This is a genomic window from Trinickia camelliae (genome assembly GCF_053525655.1).
This window is the reverse complement of the sequence record NZ_JBCHAA010000023.1, coordinates 51,334-69,955: the sequence shown is the minus strand read 5'-3', so window position 1 is coordinate 69,955 and position 18,622 is coordinate 51,334. Positions and strand designations below refer to the sequence as shown.

16 protein-coding genes are annotated in these 18,622 nt (G+C 63.1%); 4 read left to right on the top strand and 12 right to left on the bottom strand.

Annotated features, from left to right (window positions below; genetic code table 11):
- Positions 1 to 7: 7 nt before the first annotated feature.
- The 9 genes from tssA to AAHK20_RS30060 all read right to left on the bottom strand — a co-directional run bounded on the left by tssA (position 8) and on the right by AAHK20_RS30060 (position 10,783).
- On the bottom strand, positions 8 to 1,129 hold the full coding sequence (gene tssA / locus AAHK20_RS30100; RefSeq protein ID WP_449185155.1) for a type VI secretion system protein TssA: 1,122 nt from the start codon (positions 1,127 to 1,129) through the stop codon (positions 8 to 10).
- 1 nt (position 1,130) lies between these two features.
- Positions 1,131 to 3,824 carry a type VI secretion system ATPase TssH gene (gene tssH / locus AAHK20_RS30095; RefSeq protein ID WP_449185154.1) on the bottom strand — a complete coding sequence of 898 codons (2,694 nt, stop codon included), beginning with the start codon at positions 3,822 to 3,824 and terminating at the stop codon, positions 1,131 to 1,133.
- 40 nt (positions 3,825 to 3,864) lie between these two features.
- Complete coding sequence (gene tssG / locus AAHK20_RS30090) at positions 3,865 to 4,959, bottom strand: type VI secretion system baseplate subunit TssG (protein ID WP_449185153.1); 1,095 nt, start codon at positions 4,957 to 4,959, stop codon at positions 3,865 to 3,867.
- Complete coding sequence (tssF, locus tag AAHK20_RS30085) at positions 4,923 to 6,758, bottom strand: type VI secretion system baseplate subunit TssF (protein ID WP_449185152.1); 1,836 nt, start codon at positions 6,756 to 6,758, stop codon at positions 4,923 to 4,925. The genes tssG and tssF overlap by 37 nt, the downstream gene beginning before the upstream one ends.
- Positions 6,759 to 6,802: 44 nt before the next feature.
- A complete protein-coding gene (tssE, locus tag AAHK20_RS30080) occupies positions 6,803 to 7,282 on the bottom strand; it encodes a type VI secretion system baseplate subunit TssE (RefSeq protein WP_449185151.1) in 480 nt (159 codons plus the stop codon).
- Between the two features lie 86 nt (positions 7,283 to 7,368).
- On the bottom strand, positions 7,369 to 7,872 hold the full coding sequence (locus AAHK20_RS30075) for an Hcp family type VI secretion system effector (RefSeq protein WP_449185150.1): 504 nt from the start codon (positions 7,870 to 7,872) through the stop codon (positions 7,369 to 7,371).
- A 138-nt stretch (positions 7,873 to 8,010) separates the two neighbouring features.
- Positions 8,011 to 9,501, bottom strand: coding sequence for a type VI secretion system contractile sheath large subunit (gene tssC, locus AAHK20_RS30070; RefSeq protein ID WP_449185149.1), 1,491 nt, complete (start codon positions 9,499 to 9,501; stop codon positions 8,011 to 8,013).
- Between the two features lie 22 nt (positions 9,502 to 9,523).
- A complete protein-coding gene (tssB, locus tag AAHK20_RS30065) occupies positions 9,524 to 10,060 on the bottom strand; it encodes a type VI secretion system contractile sheath small subunit (protein ID WP_449185148.1) in 537 nt (178 codons plus the stop codon).
- Between the two features lie 33 nt (positions 10,061 to 10,093).
- On the bottom strand, positions 10,094 to 10,783 hold the full coding sequence (locus AAHK20_RS30060; RefSeq protein ID WP_449185147.1) for a tetratricopeptide repeat protein: 690 nt from the start codon (positions 10,781 to 10,783) through the stop codon (positions 10,094 to 10,096).
- Between the two features lie 359 nt (positions 10,784 to 11,142).
- Here AAHK20_RS30060 and tssJ point away from each other — a divergent pair, with 359 nt between their 5' ends.
- The 3 genes from tssJ to icmH all read left to right on the top strand — a co-directional run bounded on the left by tssJ (position 11,143) and on the right by icmH (position 14,075).
- Positions 11,143 to 11,757, top strand: a complete 615-nt coding sequence (gene tssJ, locus AAHK20_RS30055; protein ID WP_449185146.1) for a type VI secretion system lipoprotein TssJ — start codon at positions 11,143 to 11,145, stop codon at positions 11,755 to 11,757.
- Positions 11,758 to 11,952: 195 nt separating this feature from the next.
- Complete coding sequence (gene tssK / locus AAHK20_RS30050) at positions 11,953 to 13,299, top strand: type VI secretion system baseplate subunit TssK (RefSeq protein WP_449185145.1); 1,347 nt, start codon at positions 11,953 to 11,955, stop codon at positions 13,297 to 13,299.
- Positions 13,296 to 14,075 carry a type IVB secretion system protein IcmH/DotU gene (icmH, locus tag AAHK20_RS30045; protein WP_449185144.1) on the top strand — a complete coding sequence of 260 codons (780 nt, stop codon included), beginning with the start codon at positions 13,296 to 13,298 and terminating at the stop codon, positions 14,073 to 14,075. The genes tssK and icmH overlap by 4 nt, the downstream gene beginning before the upstream one ends.
- 333 nt (positions 14,076 to 14,408) lie before the next feature.
- Here the strand turns inward: icmH and AAHK20_RS30040 are convergent, their stop codons facing one another.
- Entirely contained in the window at positions 14,409 to 14,678 is a 270-nt protein-coding gene (locus AAHK20_RS30040; protein ID WP_449185143.1) for a hypothetical protein, read from the bottom strand.
- A gap of 266 nt (positions 14,679 to 14,944) precedes the next feature.
- Between AAHK20_RS30040 and AAHK20_RS30035 the strand changes: the two genes are divergently transcribed.
- Positions 14,945 to 15,610 carry a DUF3455 domain-containing protein gene (locus AAHK20_RS30035; protein ID WP_449185142.1) on the top strand — a complete coding sequence of 222 codons (666 nt, stop codon included), beginning with the start codon at positions 14,945 to 14,947 and terminating at the stop codon, positions 15,608 to 15,610.
- Positions 15,611 to 15,681: 71 nt separating this feature from the next.
- Here the strand turns inward: AAHK20_RS30035 and AAHK20_RS30030 are convergent, their stop codons facing one another.
- Positions 15,682 to 17,049, bottom strand: coding sequence for a polysaccharide pyruvyl transferase family protein (locus AAHK20_RS30030; protein ID WP_449185141.1), 1,368 nt, complete (start codon positions 17,047 to 17,049; stop codon positions 15,682 to 15,684).
- Positions 17,049 to 18,167, bottom strand: a complete 1,119-nt coding sequence (locus tag AAHK20_RS30025) for an aromatic ring-hydroxylating dioxygenase subunit alpha (RefSeq protein ID WP_449185140.1) — start codon at positions 18,165 to 18,167, stop codon at positions 17,049 to 17,051. The genes AAHK20_RS30030 and AAHK20_RS30025 overlap by 1 nt, the downstream gene beginning before the upstream one ends.
- Between the last annotated feature and the right edge of the window lie 455 nt (positions 18,168 to 18,622).

Sequence of the window (18,622 nt, the reverse complement as noted above, 5' to 3'; positions counted from 1 at the left end):
CCGACTCTCACTCCGCCTTCACCCCCAACAACTCCCTCAAATGCGCAAGCGACCCATCGTCCTTCACCACGGTCTCAAGCCACTGATGCAACGGCATATCCGCCCACTCCGCGGCCTTATCGGCGAGATAGGCAACCGGACTATGCGGCTCAGTCGCCCTAAAAAACTTCGCCACCGCACGCAATTGCGCAACCGCTTGCGCGCGGTTCTGAAGTCCGGCTACCGCTTGCGGCGTCGTAATCAGCATGGGTTCCTCGCGTTGCGTTTGCGTCGGCGTCTTGAACACCGGTTCGGCGCGTTCGCCGGCTTCGTTGTGCGTCGTTTGATCAGCCTGCTGCGCAGGCAAAGCCACAGGCTCAGCAGCACTCACCCCAAGCTCACGCGCAAACCGCTCGGCAAGCCGATACACCGCCTCATACGCGTCCTTCGCCTGACGGAAGCTCGGCGCCGAATCACCCGCGCGCTTATCCAGCTCCTTCTCCAGCGCAAGCATCGCCACTTCGAAGCGCGTTAAATCGCCTAAAAGCGCGCGATAAAACGCCACCGGTGTCGACCGCTTCGCCGCATCGATCTGTTCGATCGACGGCTTGCCGCGCGCAATGTCGTCCGCGTGTTCGGGATCGCGCTTCATCGCCTGCGCGACGTGCGTCGCCACTTCCAAATCGAGCGCCGTGAACGGCGCGCCGCCCGGCGCCTGCGCAAGCGGCACCTCGCGCAGCAATTGCGCGGTACGGCCGATGAGCCACGCGACGTTGCCGAGCCGGTACTCGGCGTCCTCGCCCTCGGGCAGCGGATGCAGGTGGTCCCAATAGCGCTCGCTCAATCCGCTGAGCAACGCGTAGCCTTGCGCGAGTCCCGGCAGGCCGTCTTCGATCGCCAACGCTTCCGTCAACCAAGCGGCAAGCCGCAAGTCCTTCGTCTGCGATTTCAAAAGCGCCGCGCTGCGCTCAATGACTAAATTCCAGTCGGCCTCTTTGATTTCGGTGATCCATTCGCCCTGGTCAAGCGATGGATCATCGAAGCGCCGTGCGTGCTGAATCGCGTCGAAATCCGACGAGAACAACAGGTCCTCGCCGCAAGGCGACGCGTCGGAAACCGGGGCCAGCAAGGTGTTCAGATCGATCGCCATATCAAGCCACCGTGTATTCGAATTCGCCCGCATCGTTCGCATGCACGGCAATCCTTCCGATCGACTCGCCTTCCGCGATCCGCTCCAGCACCTGCTCCGCGATCTCAGGCAGCAACGTGCCGCTCAGAATATGGTCGACGTTGCGCGCGCCCGAATCCACTTCGGTGCAGCGCGCAAGCACGGCATCGATGAGCGATTCGTCCCATTCGAACGCCGCTTTGTGATTCGCGGCGATGCGGTTCTTGATGCGATCGAGCTTGAGCTCGATGATCTCGGCCAGCACGTCGTCGGGAATCGGGTAGTACGGCACCACTTTCATGCGGCCGAGGAACGCGGGCTTGAACGCCTTGTATAGATGCGGACGCAACGTTTCGGCGAGCGCGTCGGCGTCGGGCAGTTCCTCGGCGCTCTTGTTCAAGCACGCCTGCATCACGGCCGACGATCCGACGTTCGACGTCAGGATGATCAGCGTATTGCGGAAGTCGATCTCGCGGCCTTCGGCGTCGTCCATCGCGCCTTTGTCGAACACTTGGAAGAACATTTCGAGCACGTCCGGGTGCGCTTTTTCGACTTCGTCGAGCAACACCACCGAGTACGGATTGCGCCGCACGGCCTCGGTCAGCACGCCGCCTTCGCCGTAGCCGACGTAGCCCGGAGGCGAGCCCTTCAAGCCGGAGACGCTGTGCGCCTCCTGGTATTCGCTCATGTTGATCGTGACGAGCTTGCGCTCGCCGCCGTACAGGATGTCGGCGAGCGCGAGCGCGGTTTCGGTCTTGCCGACGCCCGAAGGCCCGACGAACATGAACACGCCGCGCGGCTTGTTCGGGTCTTCGAGGCTCGCGCTCGCGGTCCGTACGCGCTGTGCGATCGCTTCGAGCGCGTGGTCCTGGCCGATCACGCGCGCGGTGAGCAGCGATTGCAGGTTCAGCACGGTCTGGATTTCGTCCTTGACCATGCGGCCCAACGGAATGCCGGTCCAGGCAGCGACGATTTCCGCGACCACGTGAGCGTCGACTTGCAGCGGCACCATCGGTTGCGTGCTTTGCAGCGCTTGCAGTTTCGAGGTCTCCGCGGCGAGCGCCTCGCGTACGTCAGCGGTTTTCGCGGTCTGCTCGACGTCGCCTGCCGTACCCGTCTCGCGCGCCTTGTCGATCTCTGCCCTTAGCGTTTCGATGCGCGTAACGATCGCGCGCTCTTCTTCGTATCGCGCTTCATCACGCGCAAGCGCGGCGAGGTCTTCTTCGCGCTCCGCTCGCAATTGCGCGAGACGCTCCTCGTGCGAAGCGCCCGTTGCCGCTTCCCGCTCCAGCGCAGCGACCTCGGCATCGATACGCTCGACACGCTTTCTCGTATCGTCGATCGCAGCAGGCGTCGAGCTATGTGCGAGCGCAACCTTCGCGCATGCGGTATCGAGCACGCCGATGGCCTTGTCCGGCAGCTGACGCCCCGTGATATAGCGATGCGACAGGCGCACCGCATCGACGATCGCCTCGTCGAGAATCCGCACGTTGAAGTGCTCCTCCATCTTCGTCGCCATGCCGCGCAGCATCGCGGCGGCGAGCGTCTCGCTCGGCTCCTCGATCTTCACGACCTGGAAGCGCCGCGCGAGCGCCGCGTCCTTCTCGAAGTACTTCTTGTATTCGCTCCAGGTGGTCGCAGCGATGGTGCGCAGCTCGCCGCGCGCGAGCGCCGGCTTCAAGAGGTTCGCCGCGTCGTTCTGCCCTGCCTGACCGCCCGCGCCGATGATCGTGTGCGCTTCGTCGATGAAGAGAATGATCGGATGGACGCTCTTCTTTACCTCGTCGATCACGTTTTTAAGGCGGTTCTCGAACTCGCCCTTCACGCTCGCGCCTGCCTGCAGCAAGCCCATGTCGAGCACGTGCAGCGCGACGCCGCGCAACGGCTCGGGCACGTCGCCCGCCGCGATACGCAGCGCGAACCCTTCGACCACCGCCGTCTTGCCGACGCCCGCCTCGCCCGTGAGGATCGGGTTGTTCTGGCGGCGGCGCATCAGAATGTCGATCGTCTGGCGGATTTCCGCTTCACGGCCGATCACGGGATCGATCGCGCCGTCGCGCGCGCGTTGCGTGAGATCGGTCGTGTAGGTGTCGAGCGCGGGTGTTTTCGAAGGACCCTTCTGCTGCGCTTGCGCCGCGCCGCTGTCTCCATTTGTCGCTGCATCATCGCTCGCGGCAGTTGCTGATGAACGCACACGCTCGCTTTCGCACGACCCTTCCGTCGTCTCATCGAACTTGTGCTTCAAGTCCGGCACCGAAATGCTCGCAAAGAGCGGCGACATGCGCTGCGCGAATTGCGCGAGGTCAGGTGCGCTCAGCAACGCCAGCAGCAAGTGCCCCGAGCGGATGCTGCCGATCTGCGAATCCAGCGACGCAATCAGCCACGCCTGCTCGAACAGCGCGATCAGATGCGGTGAGAACACAGGCGTGCGCGTATTGCCGGTCTTCAGGCGTTCGAGCTCGCGTTCGAGATCCGAGCGCACCGCGTTGGCGCTCACGCGATTCGCTTTCAGCACGACCGCGAAGTCGCTCGCCGTTTCGTCGAGCAGCGCGATGAACAGATGCTCCAGATCGACCTCGTAGTGGCCGCGCGCGAGGCAAATATTCGCGGCGCGCGACGCGGCGTCCCGGCAGGTGGCGTCGAGCTTCGCGATGAGGGTCTTGAGGGGCGTGCTCATATCGTGCGGTCCGGTTCTCGTGTTGTTGTGTTGTGGTCAGTCAGTGAATGACGTGAAGTTCGTAGCGAGCGTCCGAGCGGTCGAGTTCCGCATCGCGCGTGCAGAGGAAGGCGTCCCAGCCCAGGCGCGCGCCGCGCCCGAGGTGGATCGAGCCGACTTCCGAGCGGCGCAGCACGAGCTTCACTTCATATTCGAGCGTCACGCCCGCGAGCAGCGTCAGCATCCGTTCGAGCGCGACGGCGCGCTCGGCGCCGGGCAAGAACGCCTCGTAGTCAGCCATCTTGAGCGGACCGATGACGAGCCGCGCGCGCATGTCGCGCTGCCAGACGCGCGCACCGGCTAGCGCGGTCGCGCCCAACGTGGCGTTGACGTTGCCGAGCAACGTCACTTGATCGGGCGGCACGTCGTACCACTTGCCGACGAATTGCTCGACGCGCACCGGCACGTCGAAATACTCGGCCAGCGTGCGCTGCAAGTAAGCCGCCGACATCGGCCGATGCCGCGCCGCCATCGCATAGCCCGCGATCGCTTCGTCTTCGAGCGCACCGCGGCCCTGCTGAACGCTCGCGCGCGACGGCGAATCGGACACCCCCGCGAGCGCGAGCAACAGCGGCAGATAGCGCTCGTCCTTGTCGAGTTCGTAGTGGAACGGCAGCCGGTATTTCTTCCACGCCGCATAGAAGAGCGCGGTGGCGCGATTCGAAAAGATGTCGAAGAACTCGCGCGCCGCGTGGTCGCGCTTCATCTCGCGCGCAACCATCTGCTCTGTGTAGTGAAGCGGCAGCGCGCCTTGTCCGCCTAACAGGCCGAAGAACATCGGCGTGAGCTCGATGCGCGCCAACTCGCCTGCCTCGATCGCTTGGGCGCGCTTCGCGCTATCGGCAATGGCATCGCCCGCCTTGTCGTAAGGCGTGGCGTGGTGGAGTTCGCTCGCCGGAAACGAGAGCGACAGCGTGTTGCGAAACGCAATATGGCGCGCGAGCACGTCCCCGGGCCGCGCACTCGCGTGCTCGGGCGCCTGCTGCGTGAACCACTTCTCGAGCATCCGCACCGCCTGGAAAAATTCGAAGCGATACGGCTCGTCGAGCAAGCGTTCGACTACGCCAGGATCGATTCTCCGCTGCGCGGCTTGCATCGCATGATCTCCTCGCCAGTGCGCTTCGACACGACGACCAGTTGCACAAAGCTGTTCAAATGCACGTACAGCCCAAAAAACGTGTCGATGACCCGCACGAACGACGCGAGGCTCGTGCCGACGAAATGCTCCTCGTCGATCGTCAGCTGAATCTCGATGCCGCGCACGAAAGTCGCGAACGGCTTGCCGGGCAGCCACTGCACCGCGGCGCGCTGCTCGATGCCGACGAGCCCGTCGATATGCCGCGCCGATACCGCCGTGCGCCGCAAGTCGTAGAGCACGAGCATTTCCTTGAGCGCGGCCAAGCCGCTGCTCGCGAGCGACACGTGATTGAGCGCCAGATGCGAGACGAGCCGCCAATGCGCGGCGCGGCCGCGATCGAAGCGCACGGTCGGCGTCGGCCGGCGCAACAGCGCAATGCTGCCCGCGAGCGAGCCGCCTTCGTAGAAGAGGTCGCCGCCTTCGAGCCCCACCGCCATCGATTCGGGCAGGTCGCGGTTGGTGCACGTCAGGTCAAGCGACAAGGTATCGGTTTGCGGCGCAGCCGGCTCGAAGTCGATATCGACGACGGAGATTTCCGTCTCGTAGCCGGGGCTGTTCTGCGCGACCCAATCGTTGCGGCGCGCAAACCAGTAGTGCCCCTCGCGCGCCGCCTCGCCGTGATGCAGCGAATAGAACGGACGAAACTCCGTCACCGTTTCCTCATGCGCGCGCTGCTTGACGAGCTTGACCGAATCGATCGAGTAGATCTCGTACGCGAACGCACGGCGCGCGTCGGCCACGACCGGATACGACACCGCTTGATGATTCACGCGGATCGGCTCGCCGTGCTGCTGGAACAGGTTGACGACAGGCGTGCAGAACAGCCGCAAATGTTGCGCGGACAACGATTCGAGCAGGCGCGCGACGTGCGAATCGCTGCGCACGTCCTTGAGCACGACATGCAGCGTGACGCGCCGGCAGCGGCCGCTCGCACGCGTCATCGCGGCAAGATCGAAGTCGACGAAGTTGAATTTCTCGGGAAACGCGAAGTATTCGGTCAACAGGCGATACGCAGGGTGCGATTTCGCCGGGTAGTCGATCAGCGCGTCGGCCTCGTCGAAGCCCGCTTGCGCGAGCGGCGCGGTGCGCAGCAGCTTCCATTGGCCGCTGCGGTCCGCTTCGACGTAGGTGGCCATCGAGTTGATGAAGAGGCTGTCGGCGAGCGCCGCGATGAACGACTGCTCGCCGTGCATGTGGGCGCGCAGCGTGTTCAGTTTCAACGCGCCGACGTCGAGCTGTGGCGCGGTCGATTCGAACGTGATCGACACGATCGCCGTCGCGTTGTTCGGCAAAAGCGCGGCGCTCGGCGCCATCGAGATCGGCACGCACCGCGCCTCGGCGATGCGAATGGGCACGAGCGTCACGTCGTAGGCGGTGCGAAAGCGGCACTGCACGCCGCGCAATGCGCGGCTTCTGAGCTCGGTGCCGCGGGCGATCGTGGCCGGTTCGGTCAGCTGGTGCGCGTCGGCCGCGCCGAACTGCGCAATCGAGCACGACGGAAACGGCCGCAAATAATGCGGGTAAAGCACTTCGAGCAGTGCTTCGGTGAATTCGGGGTAGTCGTCGTCGAGCTTCTTGTTGATGCGCGCGCCGAGCAGCGCGAACGATTCGATCATCCGCTCGACATGCGGATCTTCGCAATGCTCGCCCGAGATCGCGAGGCGCGCGGCGATCTTCGGGTAACGATCGGCGAAATCGCGCGAGCCGCGCCGCAAGAAGGCCAGCTCGCGCTCGTAGTAAGGCAGCAATTCTTCCATCAATCGTTCCCCGGTACGGCTTGGTTACTGCCTTACGAGCGCGCTCAGAGTTTCGCTCGCGAGCGCGTCACCGAATACTGCAACGTCGAAGGTTGCAGCATCGCGTCAAAACTGACCGGCTCTTCGGCCGGATGCACGACGAGCAGCGCCGAGATCGCGAAATACAGCGCATTGGTCGACTGCTCGTTGAGCTCCAGCTCCACCGACACCCGTTGCAAGCGCGGCTCATGACGCGCAATCGCCTGCTGGATCGACTTGCAGATGAACGCGCGGTCATAGTGGCTCGCGAGGCTCAGGCCCGCGAAATCGTTCAGGCCGTAAGTGAGCACCGAACGCTGACACTCGGGCAGCGTCGCAAGCTCGCGTTCAGTCAGCGCGATCCGCGTGTTCAAGATGGCCTCGACATCGCGCGCGACGGTGCTCTTCAGCTCATCCAACGACAATTGCCGCATCGTGGCCGTGGCAGGCACGTGCGGTTCGTCATCGAACAGCTTGTCTAGGAAGCTCGGTTCGAAGCGTTTCATCAGCAGTGGCAATCCGCGATGCGAAGCAAAGAGCGGCCACGCCTTCAGGGTCAAGCTAAAGGCGCGCCGCTCTTTACGTCACAACGTCAGACCGCGTAGGTCTTGTCGTTCTTCGTCAGGCTCCATGCGCCTTGCGCATTGCCGCCTTGACCGCCGCCGACCTTCTGCTGCGTGTACTTCCACTGCACCGCGGCGTACTTCAGCGAGAAGCTTTCCGTCGGCAGGCCTTCACCCACGACGCTCGGCGCAACGCTCGAGATGATCACGTACTTGAGCTTCACTTCCAGGTACTTGACCCGGTTGCCTTCGCCGTCCGAGCGCATGAATTCGATCGTCGCTTCGTCGAACGTGGTGCCGCCCGAAGCGTGCTGGTACAGGAGCGGGCTCACGACGTCGATGTCCTTCGTGAACTGCATGTCGTCGTGCTCGCAACGCTCCGACGTGTGGCCGCCGGACGTCGACGCGGTCGCCGAGCGCGGCTGCGTGATCGCGTGGGTCCACGAATCGATTTCGATCCAGCCCTGATGGTCCTTGTCGGCGGATTCACCCTTGATGGCAGGGTTGCCAAACTTTAAATAGATGTCCTTCATAACTTCGTTACTCCCGAGCATTGCGGTTTGACAAGCTATCCGGGCGGCCCGCCCGGATGCACTGGCTTCATTTACTTCTTCTACCTCTCAGGCCCTGCTCGCTCTGATTGCAGAGCCCACCCTCAATCCAACCAAGTACTAAGCACCCGCCGGCTTCGGCAAGTCGGCGACGAGCCGCAGCGAGATCGACAGCTCGTCCAGCTGGAAGTGCGGACGCAGGAACGCGACCGAGCGGTACGAGCCCGGCTTGCCCGGAATCTCGGCGACCTGAATCGACGCTTCGCGCAGCGGGAATTGCGCCTTCTGCTCTTGCGTCGCGTTGTCGTCGAGCAGCACGTACTGCGAGATCCAGCGGTTCAGAAACACTTCGACGTTCTGCGCCGATGCGAAGCTGCCGATCTTGTCGCGCATCATCGCCTTCAAGTAGTGCGCCACGCGCGACACCGAGAAGATGTATTGCAGCTGCGCGGACAGCACGGCGTTCGCATTGGCGCTATCGGTGCTGTACTTTTTCGGCTTTTGCACCGATTGCGCGGCGAAGAACGCGGCGTAGTCCGAGTTCTTGCAATGCACGAGCGGGATGAAGCCGAGGTCCGACAGCTCTTTCTCGCGGCGGTCCGTGATCGCGATTTCGGTCGGGCATTTGAGCGCGATCTCGCCGTCGTCGGTCTTGAACGTGTGCGTCGGCAAGTCTTCGACCAAGCCGCCGCCTTCGACGCCGCGAATCGCCGCGCACCAGCCGAAGTCGTCGAACGCCGCCGTCAGGCGCGCGCCGAAAGCCCACGCCGCGTTGCACCACAGGTATTTCGAATGGTCGGTGCCGTCGACGTCTTCGAGGAAGTTGAAGTTTTCCGCAGTCGCGCCGTCCTTCGGATTGAACGGCAGGCGGCCGAGAAAGCGCGGCAGCGTGAGGCCGACATAGCGCGAATCTTCGGCGTCGCGGAACGACTTCCACTTCGCGTATTCGACGGTGTCGAACACCTTGCCGAGATCGCGCGGCTTGCCGAGATCGGCGAACGACTCGAGGCCGAGCAGCTCAGGCGAGGACGATGCGATGAACGGTGCGTGCGCGGCCGCGGCGACATGCGACATCTGCTCGATGAAGTACATGTCTTCCGGCTGGCGCGTCACTTCGAAGTCGCCGATCAGCGCGCCGAACGGCGCACCGCCGAACGTGCCGAATTCTTCTTCGTAGACCTTCTTGAAGAGCGCGCTCTGGTCGAATTCGCTCGCGCTCTTGAAGTCGCGCACGATGTCGCGCTTGGGCGCATGCAGGGCTTTGATCTTGATGGTCGAGCCGGTATTGCTCTCCATCACCAGATAGTTGAGGCCGCGCCAGGTGCTCTCCATGCGCTGGAATTCCGCCGCGTGCATCACCTCGGAAAGCTGCGCCGAAATCAGGCGGTCGAGCTCGGCGACACGCGCATCGATCGTCGCCGACAGATTGTCGGACACCACCACGGTGCCTTCGAGCACCTGATTCACGAGTTCGCCGATCAGACTTTTCGCGCGTGCATGCTCCGACTCGGACTTCGCCACCTTGCTCTTCTCGACGATCTGATCGAGCAAAGAAGGCTCAGCGTCCGACTGGACTTGCGTAAGTTGGGCCGCGGCTGTTTGCTGGTTCATCTCACACCCCCCGTCTTCGTTCTTATTCGCTTGGCTTGTCGTGATCCGGCGTTTCGCTGCCTGCGCCGGTGTTCTGCGCCAGCGTCTGCAGTTGCTGCGTGTTCGCGAGCACTTCGGAGAGCAGGTCCTCGAGCTTGTCGTTGCCGGCGAGCTTGTTGCGCAAGTCCGCGAGCTTCGAACGCGCTTCGAGCAGGCGCTGCAGCGGCTCGATTTGCGCGACCACTTCGTCGGGGCTGAAATCGGCCATCGAGCGGAACTTCAGATCGACGGCGAACTTGCCGCCCGCATCGCTCAAGCGGTTCGTCACCTGAAACGCGGCGCGCGGCTCGATGCCTCGCATCACGTCGTCGAAGTTGTCGCGGTCGATGCTGACGAACTTGCGATCGCGCAGCTTCGGCTGCTCGACTTCGGACTGCCCCGCGAGGTCGGCCATCACGCCGACGACGAACGGCAGCTCCTTCACCTCGATCGCATCGCCGCGCTCAACCTCGTACGTCAGTTGGACGCGCGGCGGGCGCACTTTTTGCAAACGCTTTTGGATGCTTTCTTTCTTAGCCATCACGGCCCTCGGATTTGGAATGTCAGCGTTTGCTCAGCGAAGTGCGCTGAACGGATCGGAAGCGCCACCGCTTTGCGCTGCCTTGGCCGGCGCGGCCGGCTGCGGCGCCGCCTGCGTTGCCGCAGGCTGGGCGGGTTTCGGTGCGGCCGCGTCAGCGCCCGCCGCCGCATCGCTCGACGCCTTGGCGACCGCCGCCGGACGGCGAACCCACTTCTTCTTTTTCACAACCGGCTTCTTCGCCTCGGCCTCGTCGGGGAAGAGCGTGTCCTCGCCGAGCGTGTCGCGCAGCTGCTTGGCGAGCACTTGTGCGTCGGACTTCGCGTCGCCCTGGAGCGCCGCGTCCTGACGCAACTGGCCGAGCGATTCGGTGGCGACACGCAGGCCGCTCACGGCCAGCACGCTCTTCGCGTTGCGGTCGGTGTTGTCGCGCTGCAGCGCTTCTTGCGCCGCGACGATCGCCTGACCGTAGTGCGTTTGCGAGAACTGGATTTGCGCAATGCGCGACCACGGCTCTTCGCGCGTCGGATCGGCCTTGGTCAATTGCTGATAAAGGCCGAGAGCGCGATCCTGATCGCCCGATTTCGCAACGGCATCGGCATCCGCCAGCGCCTTATTAAAGGCTTCAGGCGTGGCCGCCGGATTGGTGTTTTGCGTGGCGCAACCTGCGATGACGCCGCATGCAAGCACCACACCGGAGAGTCTAGAGATAAGTCGCTGTTTCATCGTTCTATTACCGGCGCGCGGTTTATTCAATTCATGGAGAAACTGGAGAAACCGCAGTTTTGCTTTGCGGCGAATGCGCGGGTATAGTACAGGCCAATTTTTGATAATTCAACTTTCACGTGAAAAACCGATTCCGAGTTGAATGTGTTTTGCAATTCGCCTAAAGAGCGAAGAAATTATTTCCGCATTAATTGTTAAATCGAGTGAATGCCCGGCAAAATTTTCCGGAGCAGAGCCTCGAATGACGGCACTGCGCAGCCGGTGCGCGGGATGCCCGAATATGTGCGTTTTTATGTGATTTTGTCGAAGGCTGCATTGTGCAAATTAAGGGGGCGGCAGGGTTTGGCTTGCCGAATTAAATGAAGCAGCAATTCATACGCTACGGGGTGCCGGTCTTGTTTTGCGGGCTGCTCGCGGGGTGCGCCGCGGGTGTCTCCGTGCTCGGCGCGGCCGCCTCCTCGGCCTTACAGGCCGCGGGTATCGGCAAGCCGGACGTGCCCGATGCACAAAAGCCGCCGCGCAATGTCAGCCTGACGCTCGCGGCCGCGCCGAACCTGAATGCCGCCACCGATCAAAAACCACTGGCGCTCGTGGTCCGGTTATATGCACTGAAAGACCCGACCTCATTCCAGCAGGCGCCATTTGATACTTTTACCGATCCGAATAAGGAAAAAAGTACTTTAGGTACCGATTTGCTCAGCGTGCGCGAAGTCACGCTGATACCGGGTCAGCGTTACAACGTCACCGAAAAAGTCTCGCGTGAAGCGCAGGCATTCGGCGTAGTCGCGCTATTTCGTGATCCGGCATTGCAGCGCTGGAAATTCGCATTCGATCCGGCCAAATCTGAGAAATCCGGCATAATGATCGGCCTGCATAACTGCGCAATGACCGTTACCAACGGCACGGTGATACCGGCCGATCCGAGTATGCCGCCGCAGCAGTTGAATATGCTCTCGTCGGTCAGTTGCGGCTAATCCGCCGGATTGAAAGCGTTTTGACACAATTTCATCACCCGGCCAAGACAACAACATGCGGCTATAGCACCGCAAGCGCACACAACCACTGAACGCATTTAACGGGTTTCTAATGGACTACCCCCACGCTCACTTACGTTCGCTGCCCCCCGAGGGGGCGGATGCCTCCCTTGGGGCGGCCCAGCGGGAGGCATCATGAGCTATTCGGCAAAGGTGCTCTGGGGAGAAGGGCTCTTTCTCAGACCGCAGCATTTCCAGCGGCAGGATGCCTATCACGAGGCGCGCCTCTTTGAATCGATCCAGGCGATCCAGCCGTACAACTGGGGCGTGCGTTCGGTGCGCTTCGATCGCGATGCGCTGGGCAGCAACGTACTGCGCTTGAGCGAGCTGTCGCTCGTGTTTCCCGACGGCGCGCTCTATGCCGCGCCGCAAGCGGACAACCTGCCGCCGCCGATCGCGCTCGACACCTTGCCCGACGGCATCAGCGAATTCACGTTCTATCTCGCGCTGCATCCGCTGCGCGAGGCCGGCGCGAACTACGCCGAGAACGCCGACGCCGGCTTCATCTCGCGCTACGTGAGCGAGCAGGCGCCAGTGGCCGACCACTTCACCGATGCCGCCGAAGCCGACATCACGTTCCTCAAGACGAGCGTCAAGCTGATCGCTCATACGGAGCCGCGCGATCAATTGCTGTCCGTGCCGCTCGTGCGCGTGCGCCGCACCGCCACCTCCGGCTTCGAGATCGACGACAGCTTCGTGCCGCCGTGCCTCGCGATCGAGGCGTCGCCGATTCTTCATCAGCGTCTGCGCCAGCTGATCGATGCGTTGCAGGCGAAGGTCAGCGCGCTCTACGGCTTTCATCGCGAGCCGACCAAGAACATCATCGAATTCCGTTCCGGCGACATCGCATCGTTCTGGCTGCTGCATACGGCCAGCGCCGCGTTCGCGACGCTCGCGCATTTGCATCAGCATGCGGCGCTGCATCCCGAGCGGCTCTTTCAGGAGTTGCTGCGCCTGGCCGGCCAGTTGATGACGTTCTCCAAGGGCTACGCGCTCGCCGACTTGCCCGCTTATCGTCACGACGATCCCGGGCCGGGCTTCGCGCGGCTCGATTCGATCCTGCGCGATCTGCTGGAGACGGTGATCTCGACGCGCTACTTCGCGATCGCGCTCGACGAAGTGCGTCCGTCGTTCCATGTCGGCCGCCTCGACTCCGGCAAGATCGACGACAAGACCACGTTCTATATCGCCGTCTCGGCCGACATGCCGACCGTCGAGCTGATCGACGCCGTGCCCGCGCGCTTCAAGGTCGGCGCGCCCGACGACGTCGACAAGCTGGTGCTGTCCGCGATGCCCGGCGTGCGCCTCGTCTATACGCCGCAGGTGCCGCCCGCGATTCCGGTGCGGCCCGGCGCGTGCTACTTCGCTTTCGAATCGCGCAGCGCGCTCTATGACCGCATGCTGCAGGCCCAGTCGGCGATGATCTACGCGCCGTCTGGCATCAACGACCTCAAACTCGAGCTGATCGCCGTCACATCATGAGCTACGCGCCTTCCCTCTTTGGCGGCAGCATGCCGTCCGCGCCGCCCGCGCCCGTCAGCGAGCCGAACTACCAGGCGCGCTCGCTGCTCGATTTGCTGTACGACGGGTTCTTCATGCTGTTCCTCTTGAAGAACGGTCACGAGCCGGGCGACGCCGGCGAATTCGGCGCGCGCATCCAGTCGTTCCTGGGCGACTTCGAGCGCGGCGCGAAGAAGCTCAACGTCGCGGCCGACGACGTGTACGCGGCCAAGTTCGCGTTTTGCGCGGCGGTCGACGAATCGGTGCTGTCTTCGACGTTCAAGATCCGCGCGGATTGGGAACGCAAGCCGCTGCAGCTCGTGCTGTTCGGCGAGCAGCTGGCGGGGGAGAAGTTCTACCAGCATCTCGAGGAATGCCGTGCGCAAGGCGCGGCTCGCCTGCAATCGCTCGAGGTGTTTCATATGTGCCTGCTGCTCGGCTTTCAGGGCAAGTATTTGCTCGAAGGGCCGGAAAAGCTCGCGTATCTGACGGCCCGCTTGGGCGATGAAATCGCGCACTTGAAAGGCAAGCGCGCGCCGTTCGCGCCGCATTGGCCGCTGCCCGATCAGGTCGCGCACCGTCTGAAGCATGAAGTGCCGATGTGGGCGGTCGGCGCGGTGTTCGCGCTCATCGCGCTCGGTGCGTTTATCGGGCTCAATGCGTATCTGCGCGACAGCACGGCGAAGACGCTCGCGCCGTATTCGCAGTTGATCAAGGCGGGCGCGGAGCAGGCGAATTTGACGATTTCGCTGCCGTAGTGTGATTGCTGAGGAGACGGCGACAGCGTTCGACTCTCGCGCCGTCACCTTCCGTTGACGAACTTATCCCCAAGAAATGTTCATGAGACTGTTGAAAAGTCTCTGATAACTAAAGCAACGCATTGACGCGATTGGATTTTTATCGCGCGACGCGAAAAGCGTCTTAAAGCGCCTTTACGCATCCGGTTAGCACACATTCCCACCGCGATTTGTCCACAGATTTTGTTCATAGCTCTGTGGACAACTCGCTGATAGACGAGCGAAGTCGTTGATCGAAAAGCAATCTTTCCTCGCGCAGCACGCGCGCGCACATCACCGGCCACCCGCGCCGGATCAATACGGCGGTTTCTGCCCCGACGCCTGCGCCTCGCAATAGGCCAAATACTTCGTGTAGACATCCTGCGGCGGCATCGACGCGTATTTGCCGTAGAGCTTGTCGATAAAGGCCGCCATTTCCGCGAGCGCGTATTCCTGCCGCCCGATCGGCATGGCCGCGGCCATCTCCCGCGACTTGCGTAGTTCGTCCTCTTTGCTCACACCGGCATCGCGGTCTTGCGCGACGAGCTTCGCGGTGTTCGCGCGCGCTTTGCAGATGTTCGTCATCGTGGTCGAGGCCTGAGCATACGAAGACTCGGGTGTCACCGCGCATGCCAGCGCCATGAGCGCAGCAGCGCAAGCCACGCGCTGGAGGAATCGGGGCTTCGATGCGTGAACAGCGTAGGCTGAATCGTTCATTGGGTCCTTTACGAGAGTTGATAGAGGCTTGGTACGTGTGCGTTTTCCCATGCAGCGTTTCGTATCGAATCGGGCGGCTTCGCGCGGAATCGGTTGTGATAGCGGTATCGTCCGTCATCTCTGTGTAGATACTCATGAAAGGCTTTCGCATACGCGCTGCTTTTCCGGTTCGCCGGTTCACCGCTCTCATCGGCATCGGCGGCATGCTGGCGCTTTGCGGGTGCGCCACGCCGTCCGCGCCGCCGCCCACCGCCAACGAGTCCCTCCCCGCAAACCTGCGCGCGAGCGACGACGAGGTGCTGCAGGAAGTCATGACCACGCACGGGGACGAAACCTACATCTGCCGCCGCGCCCCTTCGGACGCCAATGCAACGGAAGCCACCGCGCCAAGCGCCCAGCTTCTGTGGACGCAATCCGGCTCCGAAGCCACACTCATCGACACGGCCGGCACGAGCATCGGCACCGTTGCTCCCAACCACTACTTCCTGTCGTACGACGGCAGCTACGTGATCGTCAATCCCGCAGGCGAGAGCCAAGTCTCGGCCAACGCGCTGACGTGGGCCCGCTTCACCACGCGCTACATCGCCACGCCGCGTCCGCGCGAAGGCCGCTTTGCCGACGTCAGCTCGATCCAGCGCATCGATACGACGGGCGGGTTGCCTCCGCAACCGGATTGCGATCTCGAAGGCGCACATCTGCTCGTGCCGTATTCGGCGACTTACATGATCTATCGAACCAAAGGCAGCGCGCCTATCGCGTTGTCGGCAGGGATCACCTCCACACCCACGCCTGCGCATTGAAAGCGAAAGCGGACGACGCAAAACGTTGCGTCGTCGCAGAGACCCCGCCTTGATAACACTCAGATTAGCGCTCAGTTCTCGATCACCTTCAACAACCGCGCCCCCATCTCATCGAAACGCACGCGCTGCGCGTCCGCATACCGCGCGAACGCCGCGACGAGCGCGTCACGCTTAGCCGTTTCATCGAGGCTCCTGATCTTCGCCAACGCATGCTGCGCGCCATCTTGCGCATCGCAAGCCGCATACCATTGCGCGCAATCCGCTTCTTCAAGCAAGCGCGCGATCCGCGTATCCATCGACAAGCCGAACATCGGCACCCCATGCGACATCGCCAGCACGGCGGCGTGATAGCGCGTCGTCACGGCACACGCGGCGTGCGCGACGGCGGCCGCGACATCGGCGAGCCTGTCGGGCCCGCGCGCGACGATCTCGCACGCGAACGGCAGGCGAGCGGCCACATCGCGGCAAACCGCCAGATCGAGTTGCTCCATGCCGACGAGCACGGGCGTGTAGCCTTCGTCACGCAAACCCTCGGCAATCGCGGTGAAGCGCTCGACATAAGCGTCATAAGCCGCGGCACGCGCTTCATCCCAGCTATGAAAATGCAGCGGCCCATAACGAAACGGCGACGCCTCGCCACGCGCGTCAAGCGAGCGTGCGCGCGCAGCGTCGGCGCAAACCGGCCACCAGAATGGATTCGCGGGACACAACGCCGCGACGCGCGACCCCAGCGCCGCGATACGCGCGCTCGACGGCGCGCGATATGTCCACGCGGTATCGGCGCCTGGCTGCGCCGCAATGCCGAGCCCGGCGAGCTGCATGCGCGCGGCCTCGTTGCGCGCCATCACCAGCCCGCCTTGCGCATTGCGCTCGACAAAGCGAGTGAGCGCCCCAGTCATCGCGCCGCTATCGACACCGTAGGCGATCGCATGCCGTCCATGCGCGTGCGCGAGCGCGATCCCGCCGATCAACGTCCCCGCGAGGGAGTCCGAGAACTTCGACGTGTACGTGGAGCCTTCGACGTTGATCACGATGTCGGCGTCTTGGACCGCGGCGTCGAGCGCATCCGGCAGATACGGCAAAGCGGAGGCCAGCCGCGGCAGCGAGGCAAGCGAGGGATGATCGAAGCAGTCGCCGAGCGCGAACAACGTGATGCGCGGCTCGCGTGGTGCAAGAAGGCGCCTCAATTGGATCACCGTTTCGATCGCGCGCAGATCGGCGCCCGTGTTGCCCGCGCCGTTATAGCCGAGCAGCAGGACGCGCGGGTCGCGGTCCGCATCCGGCGCTCGCGGACGCGCACGAACGCTGCGCCGCCGCGCCGCGTCGATACGTTCTTGCAAATCGTCGAGAAAGACCTCATCGGGCGCGGCCGCGCTCGCGTATCGATGGAGCGCCGCGAGCGAACGCTGAACAGGACTTTCCGCAAGGGTCCAATCCATCAGCCGGCCCCTGACGTGTCCGTCACCGTCACACGGATGCCGCGCAACGTGCCCGACGAACTCGACGTACCCGCCGCCGTGCCCGCCGCCGCACGCTCCTCCACAATCCGCCGCTCCATCACACGACGCGCGCGAATCGCCCCGGCATCGATCGGCAAGAGCGCTGGCTGCGCCGCCCAGAAGTCGCTGTCGCCGAGGCTCTTTTGCTGCGCTTCGAGCATCGGCAGGTCTTCGTGCTCGAACGGCTGCATGAGCCCTTCGACCGCATAGCGCACGAGCTCGCGCCCCGCATCGCCCATTTCCTTCGGCAAGCCGAACGCAAAGAAGTAGTGCGTCGTGCGCTCGGTTTCGGGCGTGAGCCAATGCGCGGACGGCGAGATCAAGCCGGCTTCGCGCGGCATCCCCGCGCCGGTCACGCCGATCACGATCGACATGAGCCCGGGCGGCGTCCAGCGCACGTCCATCCAGCGATCCACGCGCGCGCCGGGCGGCACGCCGAAGCCCGTCGCGACGAACGGCGGCAACACCTCATCGTGCGTGGTGCGGCGTACCCAGACCGTGTCCTCGACGCTGCCCGACTGCATATTGCCGCGCGCAATCGCCTCGCTGCCGAGCGTGCCGGGATGCAGAAACTGGAAGTGGCTCAGATCGAGCAGGTTGTCCGCGCTCAGCTGGTAGTGCGCGCGCGTGAGCAGATAGCCGGTGTGCGTCAGGTTTTTGTCGGGATCGACAAAATCGAACGAGGGCACGAGCGATGCATCGGCCTGTTGAGGATCGCCCGGCCAGAACCAGACCGCGCCGTATCGTTCGAGCGACGGATAGGCCCGCGCCTTCGCGCCGGCCGGCACGCGCCCATCGCCGTGCGGGTTATGCACGCAGTGCCCCGTCGCGTCAAAACGCAACCCATGGTACGGACATTCGAGCATGCCCTCTACGATCCGCCCTTTTGAAAGCGGTGCGAAACGATGCGGGCAACGGTCATCGAGCACGACCGCGCGCTGTGCTGCATCGCGATAGAGCACGACGGGCCGGTCGAGCAAGGTGCGCGCAAGCGGCGCATCGGCGCGCACCTCGTGCGCAAAAGCGGCGACATACCACGCATTGAGAAGAAACGGCATGAGCGGACTCGGACGGAATAGATGGGCGAGTGAGGCGTTCTACGGACATTGCTCGACGATTTTAATGAGCCGCTCGCAATACAGATTCAATAAACCTCAGGTTCTCGCGAAGCGATGCACAACAACCCGTTAAACGAAACCTCAACAAAGCTGAACAAAGCTGAACCCCGCTTGCAACGCTGAAAGGTGCCGTAAAGCCTTGCGTCGCGCGCAATCTGGCGGGGCTCCGGTCGCTTTTACCTGGAGGCAAATCATGCTTGCAATTGATACCGCAATACCGAATTCGCACCCTTTTTTACCGCTATTTCGCATAACGCCTTTCTCAATTGCCGAACCAAACCCGTCTTAAACACGTAATCAACGATTAAGCATTTGCGTGGCATGCAACATCGAAACAATTGGTTACAGCCCTGATAAATCAAGAGCCGTAATTTTCGGTCAGCAACTTCGTTTCA

Coding starts and splice junctions, on each gene's coding strand:
- tssA (WP_449185155.1), bottom strand. CDS start 1,129: ATGGCGATCGATCTGAACACCTTGCTGGCCCCGGTTTCCGACGCGTCG.
- tssH (WP_449185154.1), bottom strand. CDS start 3,824: ATGAGCACGCCCCTCAAGACCCTCATCGCGAAGCTCGACGCCACCTGC.
- tssG (WP_449185153.1), bottom strand. CDS start 4,959: ATGCAAGCCGCGCAGCGGAGAATCGATCCTGGCGTAGTCGAACGCTTG.
- tssF (WP_449185152.1), bottom strand. CDS start 6,758: ATGGAAGAATTGCTGCCTTACTACGAGCGCGAGCTGGCCTTCTTGCGG.
- tssE (WP_449185151.1), bottom strand. CDS start 7,282: ATGAAACGCTTCGAACCGAGCTTCCTAGACAAGCTGTTCGATGACGAA.
- AAHK20_RS30075 (WP_449185150.1), bottom strand. CDS start 7,872: ATGAAGGACATCTATTTAAAGTTTGGCAACCCTGCCATCAAGGGTGAA.
- tssC (WP_449185149.1), bottom strand. CDS start 9,501: ATGAACCAGCAAACAGCCGCGGCCCAACTTACGCAAGTCCAGTCGGAC.
- tssB (WP_449185148.1), bottom strand. CDS start 10,060: ATGGCTAAGAAAGAAAGCATCCAAAAGCGTTTGCAAAAAGTGCGCCCG.
- AAHK20_RS30060 (WP_449185147.1), bottom strand. CDS start 10,783: ATGAAACAGCGACTTATCTCTAGACTCTCCGGTGTGGTGCTTGCATGC.
- tssJ (WP_449185146.1), top strand. CDS start 11,143: ATGAAGCAGCAATTCATACGCTACGGGGTGCCGGTCTTGTTTTGCGGG.
- tssK (WP_449185145.1), top strand. CDS start 11,953: ATGAGCTATTCGGCAAAGGTGCTCTGGGGAGAAGGGCTCTTTCTCAGA.
- icmH (WP_449185144.1), top strand. CDS start 13,296: ATGAGCTACGCGCCTTCCCTCTTTGGCGGCAGCATGCCGTCCGCGCCG.
- AAHK20_RS30040 (WP_449185143.1), bottom strand. CDS start 14,678: ATGACGAACATCTGCAAAGCGCGCGCGAACACCGCGAAGCTCGTCGCG.
- AAHK20_RS30035 (WP_449185142.1), top strand. CDS start 14,945: ATGAAAGGCTTTCGCATACGCGCTGCTTTTCCGGTTCGCCGGTTCACC.
- AAHK20_RS30030 (WP_449185141.1), bottom strand. CDS start 17,049: ATGGATTGGACCCTTGCGGAAAGTCCTGTTCAGCGTTCGCTCGCGGCG.
- AAHK20_RS30025 (WP_449185140.1), bottom strand. CDS start 18,167: ATGCCGTTTCTTCTCAATGCGTGGTATGTCGCCGCTTTTGCGCACGAG.